The organism is Corynebacterium meridianum, assembly GCF_016342265.1.
GTDB classification, from domain to species: domain Bacteria; phylum Actinomycetota; class Actinomycetes; order Mycobacteriales; family Mycobacteriaceae; genus Corynebacterium; species Corynebacterium meridianum.
In genome coordinates this window covers 560343-579593 of the sequence record NZ_JAEIOS010000011.1, presented here as the reverse complement: position 1 = coordinate 579593, position 19251 = coordinate 560343, and the positions used below count along the sequence as shown (strand labels likewise).

Sequence of the window (19251 nt, the reverse complement as noted above, 5' to 3'; positions counted from 1 at the left end):
GACCTGGGGCCCTCGCCGGGGACCCTCCCGGCGGTTAGACTATGCGGCCATGAGCGGCTCCTCCTTCGTCCACCTGCACAACCACACGGAATACTCCATGCTCGACGGCATGGCCAAGGTGGACCTGTTAGCCGAGGAGGTCGCCCGACAGAAGATGCCCGCGGTCGGCATGACCGACCACGGCAACATGTTCGGCTCGGATGCGTTCTACCACGCCATGACGGATGCCGGCATCAAACCGATCATCGGCATCGAGGCGTACCTCGCCCCCGAATCCCGGTTCAACAAGCAACGTGTCCGCTGGGGCGAGCCCCACCAGAAGTCCGACGACGTCTCGGCCTCCGGCGCGTACCTGCACCAGACGATGATCGCGGAGAACGCCACCGGCCTGCGCAACCTCTTCTACCTGTCGTCGATGGCGTCCTACGAGGGGCAGCTCGGCAAGTGGCCCCGCATGGACGCCGACCTCATCGCCGAGAACGCCACCGGCATCATCGCCACCACCGGCTGCCCGTCCGGTGACGTCCAGACCCGCCTGCGTCTCGGGCAGTTCGACCAGGCGCTCGAGGCCGCGGCGATGTGGCATGACATCTACGGCCGGGACAACTACTTCCTCGAGCTGATGGACCACGGGATCGACATCGAGACCCGGGTGCGCAGCGAGCTGCTGGAGATCGGCAAGCGCCTCGACCTGCCGCCGTTGGTGACGAACGACTGCCATTACGTCGTCAAGGACCAGGCCAAGGCCCACGAGGCCATGCTCTGCGTGCAGACCGGCAAGACCCTGCACGACGAGGACCGGTTCAAATTCGGCGGCGACGGCTACTACATCAAGTCCGCCGCGGAGATGCGCTCCATGTGGGACAGCACCGTCCCGGGGGCCTGCGACAATACCCTGCTCATCGCGGAGCGGGTGCAGGACTACAGCGAGCTGTGGACACCGCACACCCATGACCGCATGCCCATCGCCACCGTCCCCGACGGATACACCCCCACCTCCTGGCTCACCCACGAGGTGATGGAGGGGCTGAAGGAACGCTTCAACGGGGGTCAGGTGCCGCAGGTCTATCTCGACCGCGCGACGTACGAGATCGACGTGATCGACGGCAAGGGCTACCCCTCCTACTTCCTCATCGTCGCCGAGCTGATCAAGCACGCCCGCTCCGTCGGGATCCGGGTCGGCCCGGGCCGTGGTTCCGCCGCCGGCTCTCTCGTCGCCTACGCCCTGACCATCACCAACATCGACCCCATCGAGCACGACCTGCTCTTCGAGAGGTTCCTCAACCCGGAACGCCCCTCCGCCCCCGACATCGACATCGACTTCGACGACCGCCGCCGGGGCGAGATGATCCGCTACGCGGCGGACAAGTGGGGCGAGGACAAGGTCGCCCAGGTGATCACCTTCGGAACGGTGAAGACGAAGCAGGCGCTGAAGGACTCCGCGCGTGTGCAGTTCGGCCAGCCCGGCTACCAGATCGCAGACCGCATCACCAAGGCGCTTCCACCGGCGCAGCAGGCCAAGGACATCCCGCTGTCCGGGATCATGGATCCCTCGCACGAGCGCTACGGGGAGGCACAGGAGGTGCGCACCCTCATCGAGAACGACCCCGACGTGCGCGCCATCTACGACACCGCACGCGGTCTCGAGGGCGTCATCCGCCAGGCCGGTGTCCACGCCTGCGCCGTGATCATGGCCAGTGTCCCGCTGCTCGACTGCATCCCGATGTGGAAACGCGCCCAGGACGGTGCGATCATCACCGGCTGGCCCTACCCCTCCTGCGAGGCCATCGGGCTGCTGAAGATGGACTTCCTCGGTCTGCGCAACCTCACCGTCATCGGCGACTGCATCGAGAACATCAAGGCCAACCGCGGCATCGACATCGATCTCGAGGCACTGACCACGGACGACGAGGAGACCTACAAGCTGCTCGCCCGTGGCGACACCCTCGGGGTGTTCCAGCTCGACTCCGGCGGCATGCGTGAACTGCTGAAACGCATGGAACCTACCGGCTTCGACGACATCGTCGCCGCTCTCGCGCTCTACCGCCCGGGCCCGATGGGAATGAACGCGCACTGGGACTACGCGGACCGGAAGAACGGCCGCCAGCCGATCACCCCGATCCACCCGGAGCTGGAGGAACCGCTCAAGGAGATCCTGGAGGACACCTACGGTCTGATCGTGTACCAGGAGCAGATCATGCGTATCTCCCAGAAACTGGCGAACTACACCGCCGGCCAGGCCGACGGATTCCGGAAGGCCATGGGCAAGAAGAAGCCCGAGGTGCTCGCCAAGGAGTTCGTGAACTTCCAGGCGGGCATGCGGTCCAACGGCTACTCGGACGAGGCGATCAAGAAGCTCTGGGACACCATCGAACCGTTCGCCGCGTACGCGTTCAACAAGTCGCACGCCGCCGGCTACGGATTGGTCAGCTTCTGGACGGGCTACCTCAAGGCGAACTACACCGCCGAGTACATGGCCGCCCTCCTGACCTCCGTCGCGGACAACAAGGACAAGTCCGCGATCTATCTCTCAGACTGCCGGCACCTCGGAATCCGCGTGCTGTCCCCGGACGTCAACGAGTCCCAGCTGACCTTCCAGTCCGTGGGCGATGACATCCGCTTCGGACTCGGCGCGGTCCGCAACGTCGGTGCCGACGTCGTCGAGTCCATCGTGAAGACCCGTAAGGAGAAGGGTACGTTCGCCAACTTCTCCGATTACCTGGACAAGATCGAAACCGGTCCCTGCTCCAAGCGGGTCACCGAGTCCCTCATCAAGGCCGGAGCGTTCGACTCCCTCGGGCATCCCCGCAAGGGGCTGATGCTGATCCACGAGGAGGCCGTGGACTCAGTCATCACCACGAAGAAAGCTGCGGACAAGGGCCAGTTCGATCTCTTCGCCGGCCTCGGGGGAGAGGACGAGACCCTCGCCAACGCGTTCGCGGTGCAGGTTCCGGACGAGAAGTGGGAACGCAAGCACGAGCTCGCCCTCGAACGCGAGATGCTCGGACTCTACGTCTCCGGGCACCCGCTCGACGGATTCGAGCAGGCACTGGCGGCACAGACCGACACCCCGATCACGACGATCCTCGCCGGGGAACTGAAGAACAAGGCCGAAGTCAAGATCGGCGGGATCATCTCCGCCGTCGACCGGCGCTTCTCCAAGAAGGACGGTTCCCCGTGGGCGATCGTCACCGTGGAAGACCACAACGGCGCCTCCGTGGAGCTGCTCGTGTTCAACAAGGTCTACGCACTGGTCGCGCCCCAGATCGTAGAGGACAACATCATCCTCGCCAAGGCCCACATCTCGATCAGGGACGACCGCACGAGCCTGTTCTGCGACGACCTGAAGACCCCGGATCTCGGACCGGGAAACGGCGCCGGACTTCCCCTGCGGCTCACGCTCCGCACCGACCAGTGCACCATGCCCACCATCGCGAAGCTCAAGCAGGTGCTCATGGCGAACAAGGGCGACTCGGACGTGTACCTGAACCTGGTCGACGGCGATGAATCGACGGTGATGATCCTCGGGGAGCATCTGCGGGTCAACCGCGACGGAAACCTGATGGGTGACCTGAAGGCCACGATGGGGCCGGGGATCCTGGGCTAGCTGCCGATGGTCCGTGGGACCCGGTCGCCGGAGCCACGCACACCACCCGATCGGCGAGTTCCAGCAGCTTTGGATCGTGGCTGGCCGAGACCACGCAGGCGCCCCGCTCACCGCAGCGGCGCAGCGCGGTGAGAACCAGCTCGGCGCTCGCACCGTCGAGAGCTGACGTCGGCTCGTCGGCCACGAGGACGTCCGGCCGGGCGAGCAGCGCCGCCGCCACGCAGACCCGCTGTCTCATGCCTCCCGACAGGTCACCGGGTTTCACCCGTGCGACATCGACGTCTCCGAGATCGAGCATGGCGAGGACAGCGTCGATCTCCGCGCGTGGAGCCCCGGTGACACGAAGCGCCCGGGCGACCGGCACAGAGGGATTCAAGGCGAGTTCCGCCTCCTGCGGTATCCAGGCGAAACACCTCCGAACCGATCGTGGTCGTCGCCTCAACACGGGAGCGAGTGGTGTGCCGTCGAGGTCCACGGATCCGCTCCGGGGAGGGAGCAGACCGAGCAGCGTGCGCAACAGCGTCGATTTCCCGGAGCCTGATGGTCCGGAGATGACGGTGATACATCCGTGCGGTGCGGTGAAATCGACGGGGACGGTCACCGGCCCTCCAGCCCATCCGACGGAGAGACCGGCGGCGCGGAGACCACCGTGGGCGGTCGCCGGGGAATCAGTGGCCGTGGTCGTCTGATCCATCAGATTCGGAAGGTCTCTGGTGGATGTGGTGGCTGGAGATGCCGGCCCGACGCGGATGATGCCCCGTTCGAGGTGCACCGTGCGGTCCGCCAGTGCCGCGGCCACCTCGGTGTCGTGGGTGATGATCAGTGACGTGGCTCCGGTGCGGGCGACGGCCCTCCGGATGGTGTCGATGACGTCGGCGACGGAGGCGGTGTCGACGCCGGCGGTGGGTTCATCGACGATGAGCAGCTCCGGTCCGGAGACTATTCCCGCGGCTACCCCCACCCGGCGCCGTTGTCCACCCGACAGCTGGCCGGGTGTCCGGTCGAGTATCTCCGCGGTGTCGCCGAGCCCCATGTCGGACAGCAGTTCGCGGATCCGGTCATCGCCCGGGCGGGCACTTCCGGCTCCCGACGCACGTCGTTGGCGGAGGATGTCGCGGACGGACATCGTGGGAGGGAGTGCCGCCCCCGGATCCTGGTCGACGTAGGCGGCACGTCGCAGGAAGGTCCGTCGCTTGCGCCCGGACAGTTTCAGGGGGTTCGTGCCGCCACAGGAGATGTCACCGGCTGTCACGGTCAGTCCCCGGGGTATGTGCCCGAGAAGTGCGTGGGCGAGTGTGGTCTTCCCGGTCCCTGATCCACCGAGCAGCGCCGTGATTTCCCCTGCGTCCATCCGGAGATCCACCCCGTCGAGCACCGTGCCTGTCCGTGCGCTGACGGTTAGCCCGGAAACGATGACGTCCATCAGCGTCCACCTCCGTTGACGATGTCGATCAGGATCGCAGGTGGGGCGGTGAGAGCGATGATCAGCAGGACCGGGGCCGCGGCCGCCCACGGGTTCAACGCCAGTCCGGCAAAGGCCTCCGGAACCATCGAGGCCCAGGTTCGGGTGCCGGTACCGACCGTCGCACCGAGAAATGCCGCGGTCGCCGTCAGGAACACCACGCCCACGTAACGGACGCCGAGATCGGCGAACAGGGCGCGACGCATCGCGGGGAGGACGTCACCGATGACTACCACGGGAAACGGTATCCCTGTGGCTCGCCGAACTTCGACGTACCCGGATGAGACGACGGGTTTCGCCGCAGCTTCCAGATACCGTGAGGACAGGGGAAGAGAGAGGATCACGGCCATGAGGGTGACACCGGGAAGTCCGACTCCGTTCGCCGAGATGACCGCCAGGAGCATGATCGTCGGCGGGATGACGAGCAGCGTGTCCGTCAGGAATCTGATCCAGGGCCTCAGCCGGGGGCACAGAGCGGCCGTCAGCCCGACCGCGGCGCCGGAGATGGTCGACGCCGCGGCAGCCAGGGCAGGGGGAATCACCAGAACCGTATTGCCCGTGCAGAGTCGCGCGAGGACATCTCTGCCCACCCGGTCGGTACCCAACGGATGACCCGGTCCCGGGGCGGTGAAGGGGCGGGCGACGGGCTCCGCGGGATCAGGAAGCCCGAGAACAGGGGCGATCAGAGGACCGGCGAGTGCGGTGAGCACCGCACCCGCCCACACCGCCAGCAGGAGAACGGAGAACATCACCGTGGCGGTCCGGCGGTCAGCTCTGCGGGGACCGTACGGCACCGGTGATCTCATGGTGACCCCACATCCGTGGTCTTCCGGTCCGCGACCAGGAAAGCGGTCATCGTGATCACCGCGAGGAGCACGGTCACGGTTGCCGTGGCTTCGGTCTCCCGGTTCGCTATGAGGTTCGCCACCAGCGTTCCGATTCCCGGGAATCCGACCACGTTCTCCACCACGACGGTCCCCGTCACCGCATACGGAACGGTCGCCGCGCAGGCTTGGGCCACCGGTGCGGACGCCGCGGGCAGCGTGTGCCGCACCAACACTGCGAGTGGGTGCATACCGGAGAGCCGTGCCGCGGCGACGTGGGGGAGCACGTGCGCGTCGGCGACCGCAGCACGGACCATGCGTTGCAGCCAGGCGCCGCCGGTGACGGCGATACCCAGTGCCGGCACGAACAGTCCCTCGGGTCTGTCCAACGGGGTCCCGCCCGGTGGCACCAGCGATACGGCGGGGACGAGATGCAGGATGCCCGACAAGATGACGAGGAGAAGGGTCGTGGTGGCGAACTCGGGTACCGCGAGTGTCGCCTGTGCACCCGTGGACAGCCCCGTGTCCCTGGCTGATCCAACGGCTGTCCCCGCAGCGATGCCCAGGGTGCATCCCAGGATGACGAGCAGTGGCCAGGCGAAAGCCACGAGAATCGCCGAGTTGCGGACGGGGATTTCGATCGCCGACCACACTGAGCGCCCGGACCCGTGGAGTGTCCCGCCCTCACCGTGCAGCAGTCCGCCCCACCAGGAAAGGAGCCGGTGGAGTGTCGGTTGGTCGATTCCCATCTGTGCGCGTAATTCCGCGATCCGTTCGGGGTCCGGTGTGTGCACCGCGACCGTCGCCGCATCTCCCGGTAGCCACACCATGATCAGGAAGACGACCGACCCGGAACACAGAACCACAGCGGCGAAGCGGACCACGGTGCGCACCGCGGTGGGTGGTCGCCGGATCACGCGGTGAATACGGGAACTGAGTAGGACACCGGCACGGGCGGGACCCCCTCCCCGAGACCGTTGACGGAGTTGGCGAACGCCCAGATGAGGTCGCCGCCTTCCCGACTGACTGTCGTGGCCAGGGTCGTCAGCATCCGCCGGCGCTCCGACTCATCGGTCTCCGCGAGTGTCGCCGAGAGTTTCTCATCCCACTCTCCGTCGGTCCCGAAACCGGACAGGTTGAACACCGCCCGGGAGCCGGTGGTGAACGTGAGGGATGCGAGGACGGAACGGTTGACGAGGTAGCTCGCGAACATGGGGAGCTCCTGCAGCGCAGGTACGTCGGCGTAGTAGGAGACGGGATCACGTTTGTCGACGGTGACGGTCACACCGGCGTCCCCGAGCTGACGGGCGATGAGATCAGCTCCGTCGTTCATACCGGGGACCAGATCCGCGGTGAACAGCGTCAGCTCACTGATGCCCTTCTCCGCGAATATGGCGGCGGCTTTCCCGACGTCTCGCTTCGGCGGGGTGAGTTTCTCCGGGTAATCCGCGAAGCCCAGTCCCGGAACGTCGGCGCCCGGCTCACCGGCGCCGTCGAGTGCCTGCGCGACGAGTTCCTCACGGTCGATCGCGATCTTCACGGCATGCCGCACCTCGGGGTCGTCGAAGGGGGCCACCCGGGTGTTGAGCACGACCACGAGCGGACGCGAATCGTATGGGCCGGGTATCCAGACCATGCTTTCGTCGAGTGTGCGGGCCGCGGTGGGGGGAAGGTTCAAGGCCATGTCCACGGCACCGGACTCGAGGGCCCGCGTGCGTGCCGCCGGATCCGTGATGACCTGTATCTCGAGGGCTTCCGACACCCGTCTGTCGGCGGGGAAGTGTGGGTTGGCGTCGAGTGTCCATCCCTGCGCGGAATCCCCGGCGCCGAGAACATACGGACCGGAACCGATACCGGTGCCGGGGTCGCCGTCCTTGAACACGAGGCTCGTCATCCCGAGCACCGACTCGATGAAGTCAGCGCGCGGACGGGCCAGTCTGAGTGCGACCGTCCGGTCATCGACGATCGTGGAGGCTTCTGTGTCGATGTCCGCGACGATCGCCGACTGCATCGGGTCTCGGGTGGTGAATGCCACGGATTTCATCACGTCACCTGCGGTGACGGGGCTGCCGTCGGAGAAGGTCGCGCCTTCGCGGATTGTCACGGTCCACTCGGTGGCGTCATCGTTTGACTCGACGGTGTCGGCGAGCTGGTACCGCGCGTCGGATTCCGTGTGGATCACCAGGGGCTCGAACACCGCGTAGATCGCGGCCCAGGTCGCGGTCTGCAGTGCCTTGCTCGGGTCGACTTCTTCACCGGGGCCACCTGTCGCGGCGACCCGCAGGGTCTTCAGGACAGCCTCACCGGTTGCGCCGGAATCCGCCGGATCACCACCGTTGGCATTGTCGCCGTTGTCCGAGCATCCGGCGAGCCAGAAACCGGTTGTGGCGGTCGCCGTCGCTGTGGCGAGAAACTTGAGGAAGGTACGTCTGTGCACGTGGTTCTCCTTGTGGGATCGGGTCGTGGGAGGTGTGGTCATTCGGTGGATCCGTGGAGGATGCGGGGGGATGTCGGGAGGGTGGGAGGTGTCTCGGTGAGGGCGGAAGGAGCCGGGATACCGGGTCTGGCGAGGAACAGGTCCTGGTCGGCCCAGATCGCCGCGAGCTGTCCCTGTGCGGCTGCCTGGGTGACGAAGGTCATCGGCTCGGGTTCGCCCCGGCGCACAGCGCCGTCGCCTGCGGCGAACACCTGTGGGACCGAGGACCGTTGACGGGCATCGGTGAGGATGCACGGTCCCTGCATCTGCACCCCCAGCATTTCCCCGAGCGGGGATCCGGCTGTTGTCGGTGGTGTGGCGAAAATCGTGTCGGCGCGGATGGTGCGCCCACCCGTCGTTCGCACGCTCACCGCATCCGGGTCGCCACTCATCGTGCTGACGGTGTCATCGATGAGGTTCACCCCGGCGTCCGACAACGCCCCTCGGAATTCATCCGGTACTTCCGCGGCGTCGACGATGATGCGGACACGGTCGGATGTCCGGTCCCGCAGGTACAGGGCCTGGTAGACGGTCCGGATGACCGGAGCCCCCGGAACCGGCACCACCAGTATGTCCTTGTCCCTGTTCTCCCATCCGTGGCAGTAGGGGCAGTGTCGGGTCCAGATACCGTGTCCCCGGTCGAGGCCATTGATCAGGGGGACGCCGTCGGCGTCCCGGGTGACGTCCCGTTGGCCGGTCGCGATGATGAGGCGTCGTGCGGTGACCCGTCGGCCGTCGGAGAGTGTCAGGGACACCGCGGGCTCCGTGCGATTCTCGCCGTCTTCCGTGTCGAGGTGCGCCGCTGTGACGGTCGAACGGAGGTAGATGACGGTGTTCAGGCCGGCGATGTCGGCGAGCGCTCGGTCACGGATCTCCGTCGGTGGGGTGCCGTCGAGCCCGAGCAACATGTGTGCCCCGGTGGAGCGGGCGTTGCGGTAGTCACCTGAGTCGATGAGGAGGACGCGTCGACGTTGCCGACCCAGGACCAGCGCGGCTTCGAGTCCGGCGGCTCCGGCCCCGACGACCGCGACCTCGGTGCGGTCGTCGGCGGAGAGACGGGGATGGGACGGTGTGTTCATCGGGGACTCCTGAACTTGAAGAGTGTGACGGAGATACGGAGGAGTGCGGGTGGCCCCGGTTCCGTGGCGGATGGGGGTACACGTCACGCCCGGCCCGGGCGAGGCCGGCCATGGTCGGGGTGATCCCATGACGGGCGTTGATGGAATACATTACCATTAGTTGGTGGTAGGGATTGTCAACTAGATCTCGCAAAACCATCAGCCAATCCGTGGTTGGCGTTGGGGGGCAACTGGAGTAGCGGCCTCCGGCCGGGAGGCCCGGCGCCGGTTGCCATCGCCACGGGGACACACACGAAGAACGACATGGAACACACGAAAAGAGCATGACGTCATGAGTAGCGAGAAAGATCGGTCCCCCCGGCGGCGCCGACAGGGTGGACTCGACTTCTGGGCCGCGCCCCTTCTTCTCGTCCGGTATCTCGGCGGGCGTACCACTCAGCTCCTCGGCGCGGTTGCGCTGGGGATCGCCGCGGGATTCGGTGAACTGCTGTCGGTGTGGGCGATCTGGCGGGTCGTGGTCGTCATCGTCGACGGTGACGGGGACCCGGCGACCGTGTGGCGCCACGTGGTGCTGTGCGGGGTCGGGGTCCTGGGGCGGGCGGTGGCCTACTCCGCTGCGACAGCTCTGGCGCACCTGGTGGCGTTCCACACGATCGCCGAAATCAGGCTTGCCCTGGGCGGAGCGTGGGTGAGGCGTCCGGTCGGTGAGGTCCGACGGAGGCACTCTTCGACGGCCAAAACCCTCGCGCTGGACAGCTGCGAGAAAATGGAGTTGTTCATCGCCCACGTCATTCCGGAGACTGCCGCGGCCGTGACAGTGTGGATCAGTGTGACCGTGTGGCTGTTCACCGTCGACTGGCGGATGACCGTGGCTGCGGTGGCGCTCGTACCCCTGGCCTTCGCGACGATGTTGCGGGCGATCCGCAGCAACGGACACCGCATGGGCCGGTGGCTCGAGGCGAGAACCGCAATGGAGGCCGCGGTGCTGGACCTGCTGACCGCGCTCCCCGTCATCAGGGTATTCAACAGGACCGGGGCGGAACACCGCCGGACCACAGACACAGTGCGTGAAAACGCCCGGTTGCAGTCCGAGTGGGGTGCCGCCTTCGTCAGGTGGGGATCCCCGTTCTCGAGCCTCGTGGCATCCACCGTCCTGGTCATCACCCCGGTGGGCACGTGGCTGTTGTACACCGGCGACCTCACCGTCTCCGGGTTTCTGTTGTTCGTCGTCATCGGACCGGCCTACCCGGTCCCACTCGTCACAGTCTTCCACCGCATGGTCGCGCTGCCGATGCTAGCCGCCGGTGCGACCGCCATAGAAACCGAATTGGCCGAAGGCCCGGACACCGGCATCCACCGCGGCACAGGGGCCCCCGCCCGGGTGCCGGGATACCTCCGGCCGGTCGCCGTCGACTTCGATTCGGTGTCCTTCTCCCACGAACCCGGATCGGAGGTGCTCCACAACCTCTCATTCCACGTTCCCGCAGATTCGGTCACCGCCATCGTCGGTGCCTCCGGAGCCGGAAAATCAACGGTCATCGAGCTGATGGCGGGCTTCCACACCCCGGATTCCGGAAAGATCCGACTCGGTGGCCGCGCAGTCGACGAGATGGAACCCGGTGAACTGTCCCGCCATGTCGCGGCGGTGTTCCAGAAGCCGTACCTCATCGCCGGTTCCATCCGCGACAACATCTGCCTCGCCCGGCCCGATGCCGACGACGCCACCATCGCCGCGGTGGCACACGCTGCCGCAGTCGACGGATTCGTGGAAGACCTGCCGGAGGGGTTGGAGACCGTACTCGGTGAATCAGGTGCCGGGCTGTCCGGGGGACAACGCCAACGCATCGCCATCGCCCGCGCACTGCTCGCCGACCGCCCCGTACTCCTTCTGGATGAGGCGACGGCGGCCACCGACCCGGACAACGAGGCCGCCGTGCACCGTGGTCTGAACGAGCTCACCCGTGGGCGCACCGTCATCGTCGTCGCACACCGGCTACACACGATCCGCCACGCGGACAACATCATCGTCCTCGACGGGGGAACCGTCGCGGAACAGGGCACCCACGATGAACTCATCGCGCGTGGCGGTAGATACGCCGTCCTGTGGGGTGCACACACTGTTCCGGCCGATGTCGTCGCCGGGCGCGCCGGAACGACACACCCGGACCACGGAACGGGTATGCACCGGGGGGATCAGCTGTGAGCGGGGCGGCGATGCTCTGGCGGTACGCCGGCGGCGCCAGGTGGCGGGTGCTCGGTGGAGTTGCGGCCCGAATCGCGCAGTCGCTGTTCCTGGCCCTCGGGTTCCACGCGGCGGTCACGGTCATCATGGTTCTCGCCAGCGGCGGGATCGTGCATCGTGATCACGTGACGCAGGTCGCGGTGCTGTCGATCCTCTCATTGTCCGGGCAACTGGTCATGGGGTGGCTCGCCGCACGATTGTCGTGGCTTGCGGCCTACGAGGTGGTCGCCGAACTGCGGATCGCGGTACTCAACCATCTCGTGACCCTCCCACAGACTTCACTCGGCGGCCGTACGCGTGCGGACATCTCCGCCCTGGTGACCAGTGACACCCAGACCGTCGAGGAGTTCCTCTCCGATGCGCTACCCCGCGCCGGGCAGGTGCTCGGCTTTCCCCTGACGGTGATCGTCGTCGTGTCACTCCACGACCCGGTTCTCGCACTGGCGCTCGCCGCTCCGATCATCGCCGTCTGGCCCGTCATGGCAGTGAGCGGCAGGCGGCTCGCCGAGCTCGGTGATGAGCGACAGGGGAAACAAGCTCATGCGGCTGCCGCGATGATCGATCTCGTGGCCTCGGCACCGGCGCTGTGGCTCTACTCGGGTGAACAGCGGAGCCTGTCGTACTACAGCCGTGCGGTGAACGCGTTTCGTGAGGTGTCCGTGAAAATGGTGCACCGATTGGTCGTGCCCTCCGGTGCCGCCGGGTTCGTCGTCCAGACCGGGCTTCCCCTGATCCTCGCGATCGGAGGTTGGCGGCTGACCCACGGGGAGGTGACCGACACCCGTGTCGTCGTCGCAGTGGTGGCGACACTCGCGGTCGGCGTCTACCAGCCGGTGCACGGGGTGCTCGCCGCCGGCGAATCCTGGCAACTCACCCAGGCTGCGATCAGGCGGGCGGTGGACGTTCTGCGGCTCCCGCCGCTCCCCGCACCCCGTCAACCCCGACAGCCCTCCGACAACGGTGTGGAACTCTCCGGGGTGAGCTACACCTTCGCAGACGGTGCCCCGGCCCTCCGGAAGGTGAGCTTCCGCGTCGCCCCGGGAACGACCACCGCCCTCGTCGGACGCTCCGGTAGTGGCAAATCGACACTGCTGTCCCTGATCGACAGAGGGGACGACCCCGGGGAAGGCGTGGTCCTGATCGGCGGCGTCGATGTCAGGGACATGGACACAGTCACCCGGTGCAGGACGATCACCCAGGTGTTCCAGGACATCCATCTGTTCCCGGGCACCGTTGCGGACAATATAGCGGTCGGCAACCCGGGGGCCTCGCGGGACCAGATCATCGCCGCCGCCCGCACCGCGCAGGCACACCGGTTCATCACCTCACTCGATGACGGGTACGACACCGTCCTCGGGGAAGACGGCGCAGGACTGTCCGGTGGGCAGCGTCAACGACTGTCCATCGCGCGGGCTGTCGTCAGTGACGCGCCCGTCGTCCTGCTCGATGAGGCGACGGCCTCCCTCGACCTGGTGAGTGAAGCCGCCGTCCTCCGTGCGCTCGACGAGCTGTGCCGGGAACGGACGGCGATCATCGTCACACACCGACTGTCCACCATCGTCAGGGCCGATGAAATCGTCGTCCTCGATGGAGGTCAGTGCGTCCAGCGGGGAACCCACCGGAAGCTGTTGGCGGCAGGTGGGACATACGCCCAACTGTGGGCGACGCTCCGCGAATCCGAGACCTGGGCCCTGAACCGGGGGAGTGGAGACGCGGATCCGGCTGATGGTGCCGCCGTCGCGCACTGAAACCCTGGACGCCGGTGCACCGGACGCGGTGACGGTGGGAGAAGTGCCTTTCCGGGAGGGTTACACACCCGACCGTCCTCATTTGTGGATTGAGGGGGACGGGGATTAAATGGGGGTGAGTGATCCGCAAGACAGTGGAGATGGGGTTCTACCGTGACCGACAATCAGACACAGACGTTCCGACGACACCCCGGTCGAACAGGAAAGCCGTTTTCTCCTGGATCGCCGTGGGCCTCGGGGTGTGCGGCCTGCTGTCGTCGTTCGGTGATTCCGGCGTAGTGCACATCATGTCCTCGATCATCTTCTCCGTGGGTATCGCGCTGCCGGGTGCCATGTGACTGTGGTACGAGGAACAGGACAGGAAAGCTCTCGAGCGAGCCCGTAGAGACCGGGAACTCGACCGGTATCTGACCGAAACGGACCGACTCCTGCTCGGACGGGTGGGACCGGCAGAACCCGAACCGGTCAACCGACGGTGGGGACCGATCTGGATCGCGACCCTGGTCCTGCTCTTCGTCGGCGGTGCCCTGGACCCGTCACCGTCCACAGACAGCCCGGGAAACGGACACTCCGTGACCGTCGATCACGGAACCGTCGACAACTGACCACCGCTTTTCTACTGGCCCCGGGCCACCCGTCGACCCGCGCCGTCGGATCGGCGGATCAGGTGGGTCCCACCGCACCGGGGCGTGGTGGGACCCACCACGGTGGATGAGAGAACAGGACGTCATGGTCCGGTTCCTCGTGCTGGTGGCCGTCGCCCCGGTCGTCATACCGGTACAGCTGGTCCGGGCCACACCGGACGGGAAGATGGACGCCCACGGCCCCGATGTGCGTCGTGCCGCGCAGGAAACCCCGCGCGACATCGACCTTCGTCGGACCGGTTTCCAGCCCCGGTTCCACCGGCCCGGTACAGCCGTCGGCTGCTGGCTGCCGGCTGTCCGACGCCTCCCCGCCGTCTAGCGCTGGCGCGGCAGGAGGTTCTGCAGTGCGGCGTGCAGGTGACCGCCCAGGACCGGGACGATCCCGAACAGCGGGCCGAGGATCGCGAGGATCACACCGATGATCCCGCCACCGGACGAACCGTGGGAGGAGCCTCCGGGTAGGGGGAGCTGCTCTCCGTTGTCGTTCCCGTTGTCGCCGCCGTCCTCACCGCCGGTCCCGGTCGTGATCTCCCAGATTGTCGTGGTTCCCGACACCTCGTTGGCCACGGCAAGCAGATTCCGGGCGTTCGGTGACTCGGCTGCCGGGATGAACGTCAGTCCCTCGGGGCCGATGTCGCCCGCGGCCGGGCTGTCGGCCGGCTGGCCGAGGTCGCGGTTGTTCACGTAGGTGACGAATGCGGGGGATCGGGGGTCGGTAACGTCGTAGACCATGATCCCGCAGGCACGCTCCAGTCCGATGAAGGCGTAGGTGCGTCCGCCGATCTCGCCGAGTGTTACGCCCTCGGGCTCCGTGCCCTTGTTGTCCGAGCGGCCGTCGATGTCGGCGGCGAGCTCCGGGAACTGCGCGACGGTGCGGAGGAAATCGTCACCGGAGTTGTAGATGCGCGTCCCGTCGGCGGTGAAGATGCTGAACCCGCGCCCGCCGAAGGCGAACAGCTCGTCGTGGCAGGAGCCATCCGGGTTGTACCCCAAGGGTGGTGGTCACGGTGAGACGCCCCAGCCGCTTCTTCTTCTGCAGCTTGTCGATAGCGTCGGCGTCGAGACCCTCGAATCCGGGGCACAGGGTGAGGTCACCGACCCTGGCCTCCTCGAAATCGCGGACGTCCCCCTCGTTCGCGGTGACGAGGTAAGGGGCTCCGGCGACCTCGTAGGAGGTGATCGCGTCGGGCTGCAGGAGTCCCTTCACCGGCCAGTTGCCGAGCTTCAGTTCGTCGTCCCTGTCGGAGACGTCGGTGGGCACCTCCCGGAAGTCTACGGTGCCGAGCGGGAGCAGTTCGGTGACGGTCGCGGAGGGGATGTCGATGACCGCGAGTGCGTTGTTCTCCTGCAGGCTGACCCAGGCGGTGTCCACGTGGGTGGTGATGTACTCGGGTTCGAGATTCTGCGCGACGGTGCCCGTGACACCCTCCGGGTTGAACACCCGGACCTCCACCGGGAGAATGTCCCCGGTGAAACCGGTGAAATCCGCGGTCCGGACATCGGCGCCGGTGGCCGCCGCGAGTCCGTCCGGCAGCGCGATGACGCTGACACTGCCCTCGGGATCGATGGCGTGGTCCTTGTTCGGTTCACCCTCGTTGGCGACGAGGGCGTGACGACCGTCGCCGGTGATGGTCACCATGTCGGGCAGTGCACCGACACCGACGGAACCGAGGATCGTTCCGTCACCGGCGGCGTCGAAGAACACGACGGTTCCCGGATCCGTGGCGGTCGAGGGCTCGACCGCGGCGACGGCCGGCCCGTCTGCGCGGACGGCGACGGAGTTGATGGTGACATCCGCCCCGGCGCTGACGGAGAACAGCTTGACCGGGTTCGCCGGATCCGCGAGAGCGATGACGTCGATCGCCCCGGCATGGGCGTTGACCGTGAGCAGGCGCCTGCTCGCCGCGTGGTAGGCGGTGATCTCGGCGGCCGATTCGCCGATCAGACCGCTCTCGTACGTTCCGAGGGGCGCCAGGGACAGTGCTGCGTCAGGTGCCTGCGCGCTGATCTGATTCCCGACGATCACCGCCCTGATGTCGGGGTCGCCAGGAAGGTGGCGGTCAGGGCGGCCGTGGTGCAGAGGGCGAGGACACTGCGGCGGTGCGGTGGGCGTCGGGACACGGTGCATCTCCTTGTGACTGGGACGGGTCGCCACCACTTCTACGGGACCCCGGTGCACGGAAGGTGGCGGTCCGGCCAACAGGACCAAAAACCGCGTCACGTGTTCTGGTGTCCGGGACCCATAGATACGGAGATGGTGCAGGGCGCACTACAATCAACGCCTATGACCGATCACCGCACAGACACTGTCTCATCCGACTCCGCAGCAATGGCCCCACTGCCGATTCGCGCCGCGGACATCCAGATGGCGCAGGCGCGGATTTCCACGGTGATCGCCCCGACCCCGCTCCAGTACTGCCCCCGGTTGAGTGAGGAGTCCGGTGCGGATGTGTACCTCAAGCGGGAGGACCTGCAGGATGTCCGCTCGTACAAGATCCGCGGCGCCTACAACAACGTCGCCCAGCTGAGCCCGGAACAGCGGGCCGCCGGGATCGTCGCCGCGTCGGCGGGCAACCACGCCCAGGGTGTGGCGTACGTCTGCCGGACCCTCGGCATCGACGGCCGGATCTTCGTCCCCGATCAGACCCCGAAACAGAAACTCGACCGGATCCGCGTCCACGGTGGAGACCGCATTGAGGTCGTCGTGACCGGCCGCAACTTCGATGAGGCCTCCGCGGCTGCGCGCGCCGCCGCCGCGGAATCCGGTGCGACCCTCGTGGAACCCTTCGACGCGAGAAACACAATCATCGGCCAGGGGACCGTGGCGGCGGAGATCCTCGCCCAGCTCACTTCCCTGGGGAAGACCGCCGACACCATCTTCATCCCCGTCGGCGGTGGCGGGCTCATCGCGGGTGTGACCAGCTACCTCGCCGACATGGCTCCGCGGACCGCCGTCGTCGGTGTCGAGCCCGCCGGTGCCTCCTCCATGCAGGCCGCACTCGCGGCCGACGGCCCCGTGGCTCTGGAGACCATCGACCCCTTCGTCGACGGCGCGGCGGTCAAGCGGGTCGGCGACCTGAACTACCGGGTGATCGACCGGAACCGGTCCCGGGTGCACATGATGAGCGTCAGCGAGGGTGCCGTGTGCACCGAGATGCTCGGTCTGTACCAGAACGAGGGAATCGTCGCGGAACCCGCCGGGGCGCTCTCCGTCGCGGGGCTCAAGGAATTCAGGAGCCGCTCGGGCGACGTCGTGGTCTGCATCATCTCCGGGGGCAACAACGACGTGCTGCGCTACAACGAGATCGTGGAGCGCTCCCTGGTCCACCGCGGGCTCAAGCACTACTTCCTGGTCGACTTCCCGCAGGAACCCGGCCAACTGCGCATGTTCCTCGAGGAGATCCTCGGACCGGACGACGACATCACCCTGTTCGAGTACCTGAAGCGCAACAACCGGGAGACCGGTACCGCGCTGGTCGGTCTCCAGCTCGGTGCCGCCACGGATCTCGACCCGCTGCTCGAGCGCATGGCGCAGTCCCGGATCGGGTGCCGTCAGCTGCAGCCCGGGACCCCGGAGTACCACTTCCTGACGTAGCATTTCCACGGCTTGTCGGGGTCGGAAAAGATCATGTTATCTGATGGACGTGACACGCCCGAACCGACCCCGGAAGAACCCGTGACTGATACCGCTCAGGCCCACCCGCGACGCTGGTGGGGACTCACCGTCCTCTGCTTCGCCATCGCGATCCTGGCCATCGACACCACCGTGCTCAACTTCGCCGTACCGGCGATCGCCGCGGACCTCGACCCGTCCGCGACGCAGCTGTTGTGGATCATCGACGTCTACGCCTTCGTGCTCGCCGCGCTCCTCATCACGATGGGGACGCTCGGCGACCGCGTCGGGCGCCGGAAGGTGCTGCTCATCGGGGCGGGACTGTTCGGTGCGGCCTCGGTGCTCGCCGCCACGGCCCAGACCCCCGAATGGTTGATCGTCGGGAGGGCACTCCAGGGAGCTGCGGGCGCGACGCTCATGCCGTCGACGCTGTCGCTCATCCGGGCGATGTTCACCGACGCCAGGGAACGGGCACGGGCCGTGTCGGTGTGGGTTTCGGTGTACGCCGTGGGTGCCGCCGTCGGCCCCGTGTTGGGCGGCTACCTGCTCGGGCACTTCCACTGGGGTTCCGTGTTCCTCATCAACGTGCCGCTCGTCGCCGTGATCATCGTCGGAGGACTGGTGACACTCCCGGCGTCCGCGGGCAAGAGCGGAGCGGCGTTCGACGGCCCAGGTGCCGTGCTGAGCATTCTCGCGCTGTTCACCCTCGTCTACGTGGTGAAGGTCGTGCCCGTCGAGGGGATCGACGTCTGGGTCATCGCGTGCGCGGTCGTGTGCGTCGTCTCCGCCCGACTGCTCGTCCGGCACCTCCGGACCACGGAGACACCGCTGATCGACGTCGAACTCCTGCGCAACCGCGTCTACGCGACGGTCGTCGTCATCAACGGGGTGTCGATGTTCCTCTACATCGGTGTGCTGTTCTACCTCTCCCAGTACCTGCAGACCGTGCTCGGGTACACCCCGCTCGCCGCGGGACTGCTCATGTTCCCGGGGCTCATCGCCTCGGTCGTCGCGACGCTGATCACCGGCCGGCTCATGGTACGGATCCCACCCCGCCCGCTGCTCGTCGCCGCGCTGATCCTCGCCGCCGTGGCGAGCGTCATCTTCGCCGCCGACGCCCTCGGCATGGGGGAGCACCTCGGTGGCTCCGGGCCGTGGCTCGCCGTCGGATTCACGGTCCTCGGCGTCGGTTGCGGCATGATCGACCCCGTCAGCAACGACTACATCCTCACCGCCGCGCCCCCGAGGCGTGCCGGTGCCGCGGCCTCACTGTCCGAGACCGGCTACGAACTCGGCGGGGCGTTCGGTACCGCGGTGCTCGGCGCGACGGTGATGGGTGTGTTCGGCCACCGGCTGGCCGCGACGACCGATCTCCCCGAGGGAGCCGGGGACTCCCTAGTGCGCGCCCACCAGCTGGCGGGCGGGGACGCCGACCTGATCGCAGCGGCGGACCTGGCGTTCCGGCACGGGGTCGTGGCCGCCAGCGTGGTGGCCGCGCTCGTGGCGTTCCTGACCGTCATCGTGGCGAACCGGACGCTGCGCACCCGGGACTGAGT

General features: G+C 67.1%; 15 protein-coding genes. 8 read left to right on the top strand and 7 right to left on the bottom strand.

All coding sequences use genetic code 11. The features are described from left to right. Positions 1 to 49: 49 nt before the first annotated feature. Entirely contained in the window at positions 50 to 3607 is a 3558-nt protein-coding gene (gene dnaE, locus JDV75_RS05775; protein WP_198738264.1) for a DNA polymerase III subunit alpha, read from the top strand. Here dnaE and JDV75_RS05770 read toward each other — a convergent pair. Genes JDV75_RS05770 through JDV75_RS05750 form a run of 5 tightly spaced genes read right to left on the bottom strand, consistent with a single transcriptional unit; the run spans position 3543 to position 9448 of the window. Then, positions 3543 to 5030, bottom strand: a complete 1488-nt coding sequence (locus JDV75_RS05770; RefSeq protein ID WP_198738263.1) for an ABC transporter ATP-binding protein — start codon at positions 5028 to 5030, stop codon at positions 3543 to 3545. The genes dnaE and JDV75_RS05770 overlap by 65 nt on opposite strands. Then, the gene (locus JDV75_RS05765) at positions 5030 to 5875 is read right to left on the bottom strand and encodes an ABC transporter permease (protein ID WP_232958183.1); all 846 of its coding nucleotides are present in this window, start codon (positions 5873 to 5875) and stop codon (positions 5030 to 5032) included. The genes JDV75_RS05770 and JDV75_RS05765 overlap by 1 nt, the downstream gene beginning before the upstream one ends. Next, entirely contained in the window at positions 5872 to 6810 is a 939-nt protein-coding gene (locus JDV75_RS05760; RefSeq protein ID WP_248095258.1) for an ABC transporter permease, read from the bottom strand. Before JDV75_RS05760 ends, JDV75_RS05765 begins: the two co-directional genes overlap by 4 nt. After that, positions 6807 to 8330 carry an ABC transporter substrate-binding protein gene (locus tag JDV75_RS05755; protein WP_198738262.1) on the bottom strand — a complete coding sequence of 508 codons (1524 nt, stop codon included), beginning with the start codon at positions 8328 to 8330 and terminating at the stop codon, positions 6807 to 6809. The genes JDV75_RS05760 and JDV75_RS05755 overlap by 4 nt, the downstream gene beginning before the upstream one ends. A 38-nt stretch (positions 8331 to 8368) precedes the next feature. Continuing rightward, positions 8369 to 9448 carry an FAD-dependent oxidoreductase gene (locus tag JDV75_RS05750; protein ID WP_198738261.1) on the bottom strand — a complete coding sequence of 360 codons (1080 nt, stop codon included), beginning with the start codon at positions 9446 to 9448 and terminating at the stop codon, positions 8369 to 8371. 331 nt (positions 9449 to 9779) lie between these two features. Here JDV75_RS05750 and JDV75_RS05745 point away from each other — a divergent pair, with 331 nt between their 5' ends. The 5 genes from JDV75_RS05745 (at position 9780) to JDV75_RS05725 (ending at position 14401) form a co-directional block, all read left to right on the top strand. Beyond that, on the top strand, positions 9780 to 11651 hold the full coding sequence (locus tag JDV75_RS05745; protein ID WP_198738260.1) for an ABC transporter ATP-binding protein: 1872 nt from the start codon (positions 9780 to 9782) through the stop codon (positions 11649 to 11651). After that, on the top strand, positions 11648 to 13438 hold the full coding sequence (locus JDV75_RS05740) for an ATP-binding cassette domain-containing protein (protein ID WP_198738259.1): 1791 nt from the start codon (positions 11648 to 11650) through the stop codon (positions 13436 to 13438). The genes JDV75_RS05745 and JDV75_RS05740 overlap by 4 nt, the downstream gene beginning before the upstream one ends. Positions 13439 to 13557: 119 nt before the next feature. After that, positions 13558 to 13776: a hypothetical protein gene (locus JDV75_RS05735; RefSeq protein WP_198738258.1), complete on the top strand. Its 219-nt coding sequence runs from the start codon at positions 13558 to 13560 to the stop codon at positions 13774 to 13776. A gap of 102 nt (positions 13777 to 13878) precedes the next feature. Continuing rightward, positions 13879 to 14043 carry a hypothetical protein gene (locus JDV75_RS05730; RefSeq protein ID WP_198738257.1) on the top strand — a complete coding sequence of 55 codons (165 nt, stop codon included), beginning with the start codon at positions 13879 to 13881 and terminating at the stop codon, positions 14041 to 14043. 106 nt (positions 14044 to 14149) lie between these two features. Continuing rightward, entirely contained in the window at positions 14150 to 14401 is a 252-nt protein-coding gene (locus tag JDV75_RS05725; protein ID WP_198738256.1) for a hypothetical protein, read from the top strand. Here JDV75_RS05725 and JDV75_RS05720 read toward each other — a convergent pair. Further along, positions 14398 to 15075: a choice-of-anchor I domain-containing protein gene (locus JDV75_RS05720; protein WP_198738255.1), complete on the bottom strand. Its 678-nt coding sequence runs from the start codon at positions 15073 to 15075 to the stop codon at positions 14398 to 14400. The two genes, JDV75_RS05725 and JDV75_RS05720, sit on opposite strands and share 4 nt — an antisense overlap. Continuing rightward, positions 14969 to 16108, bottom strand: a complete 1140-nt coding sequence (locus tag JDV75_RS05715) for a choice-of-anchor I family protein (protein ID WP_198738254.1) — start codon at positions 16106 to 16108, stop codon at positions 14969 to 14971. Before JDV75_RS05715 ends, JDV75_RS05720 begins: the two co-directional genes overlap by 107 nt. A 258-nt stretch (positions 16109 to 16366) precedes the next feature. On the opposite strand from JDV75_RS05715, the gene ilvA reads away from it, so the two are divergent. Then, positions 16367 to 17677, top strand: a complete 1311-nt coding sequence (gene ilvA / locus JDV75_RS05710; RefSeq protein ID WP_198738253.1) for a threonine ammonia-lyase IlvA — start codon at positions 16367 to 16369, stop codon at positions 17675 to 17677. Positions 17678 to 17758: 81 nt separating this feature from the next. Further along, the gene (locus JDV75_RS05705) at positions 17759 to 19249 is read left to right on the top strand and encodes an MFS transporter (RefSeq protein WP_198738252.1); all 1491 of its coding nucleotides are present in this window, start codon (positions 17759 to 17761) and stop codon (positions 19247 to 19249) included. The last annotated feature ends 2 nt before the right edge of the window (positions 19250 to 19251 follow it).

What these genes read in the sequence shown, in the direction of transcription:
- JDV75_RS05725 (WP_198738256.1), top strand. Translation starts at nt 14,150, where the DNA reads ATGAGAGAACAGGACGTCATGGTCCGGTTCCTCGTGCTGGTGGCCGTC.
- JDV75_RS05765 (WP_232958183.1), bottom strand. Translation starts at nt 5,875, where the DNA reads ATGAGATCACCGGTGCCGTACGGTCCCCGCAGAGCTGACCGCCGGACC.
- dnaE (WP_198738264.1), top strand. Translation starts at nt 50, where the DNA reads ATGAGCGGCTCCTCCTTCGTCCACCTGCACAACCACACGGAATACTCC.
- ilvA (WP_198738253.1), top strand. Translation starts at nt 16,367, where the DNA reads ATGACCGATCACCGCACAGACACTGTCTCATCCGACTCCGCAGCAATG.
- JDV75_RS05770 (WP_198738263.1), bottom strand. Translation starts at nt 5,030, where the DNA reads ATGGACGTCATCGTTTCCGGGCTAACCGTCAGCGCACGGACAGGCACG.
- JDV75_RS05750 (WP_198738261.1), bottom strand. Translation starts at nt 9,448, where the DNA reads ATGAACACACCGTCCCATCCCCGTCTCTCCGCCGACGACCGCACCGAG.
- JDV75_RS05745 (WP_198738260.1), top strand. Translation starts at nt 9,780, where the DNA reads ATGAGTAGCGAGAAAGATCGGTCCCCCCGGCGGCGCCGACAGGGTGGA.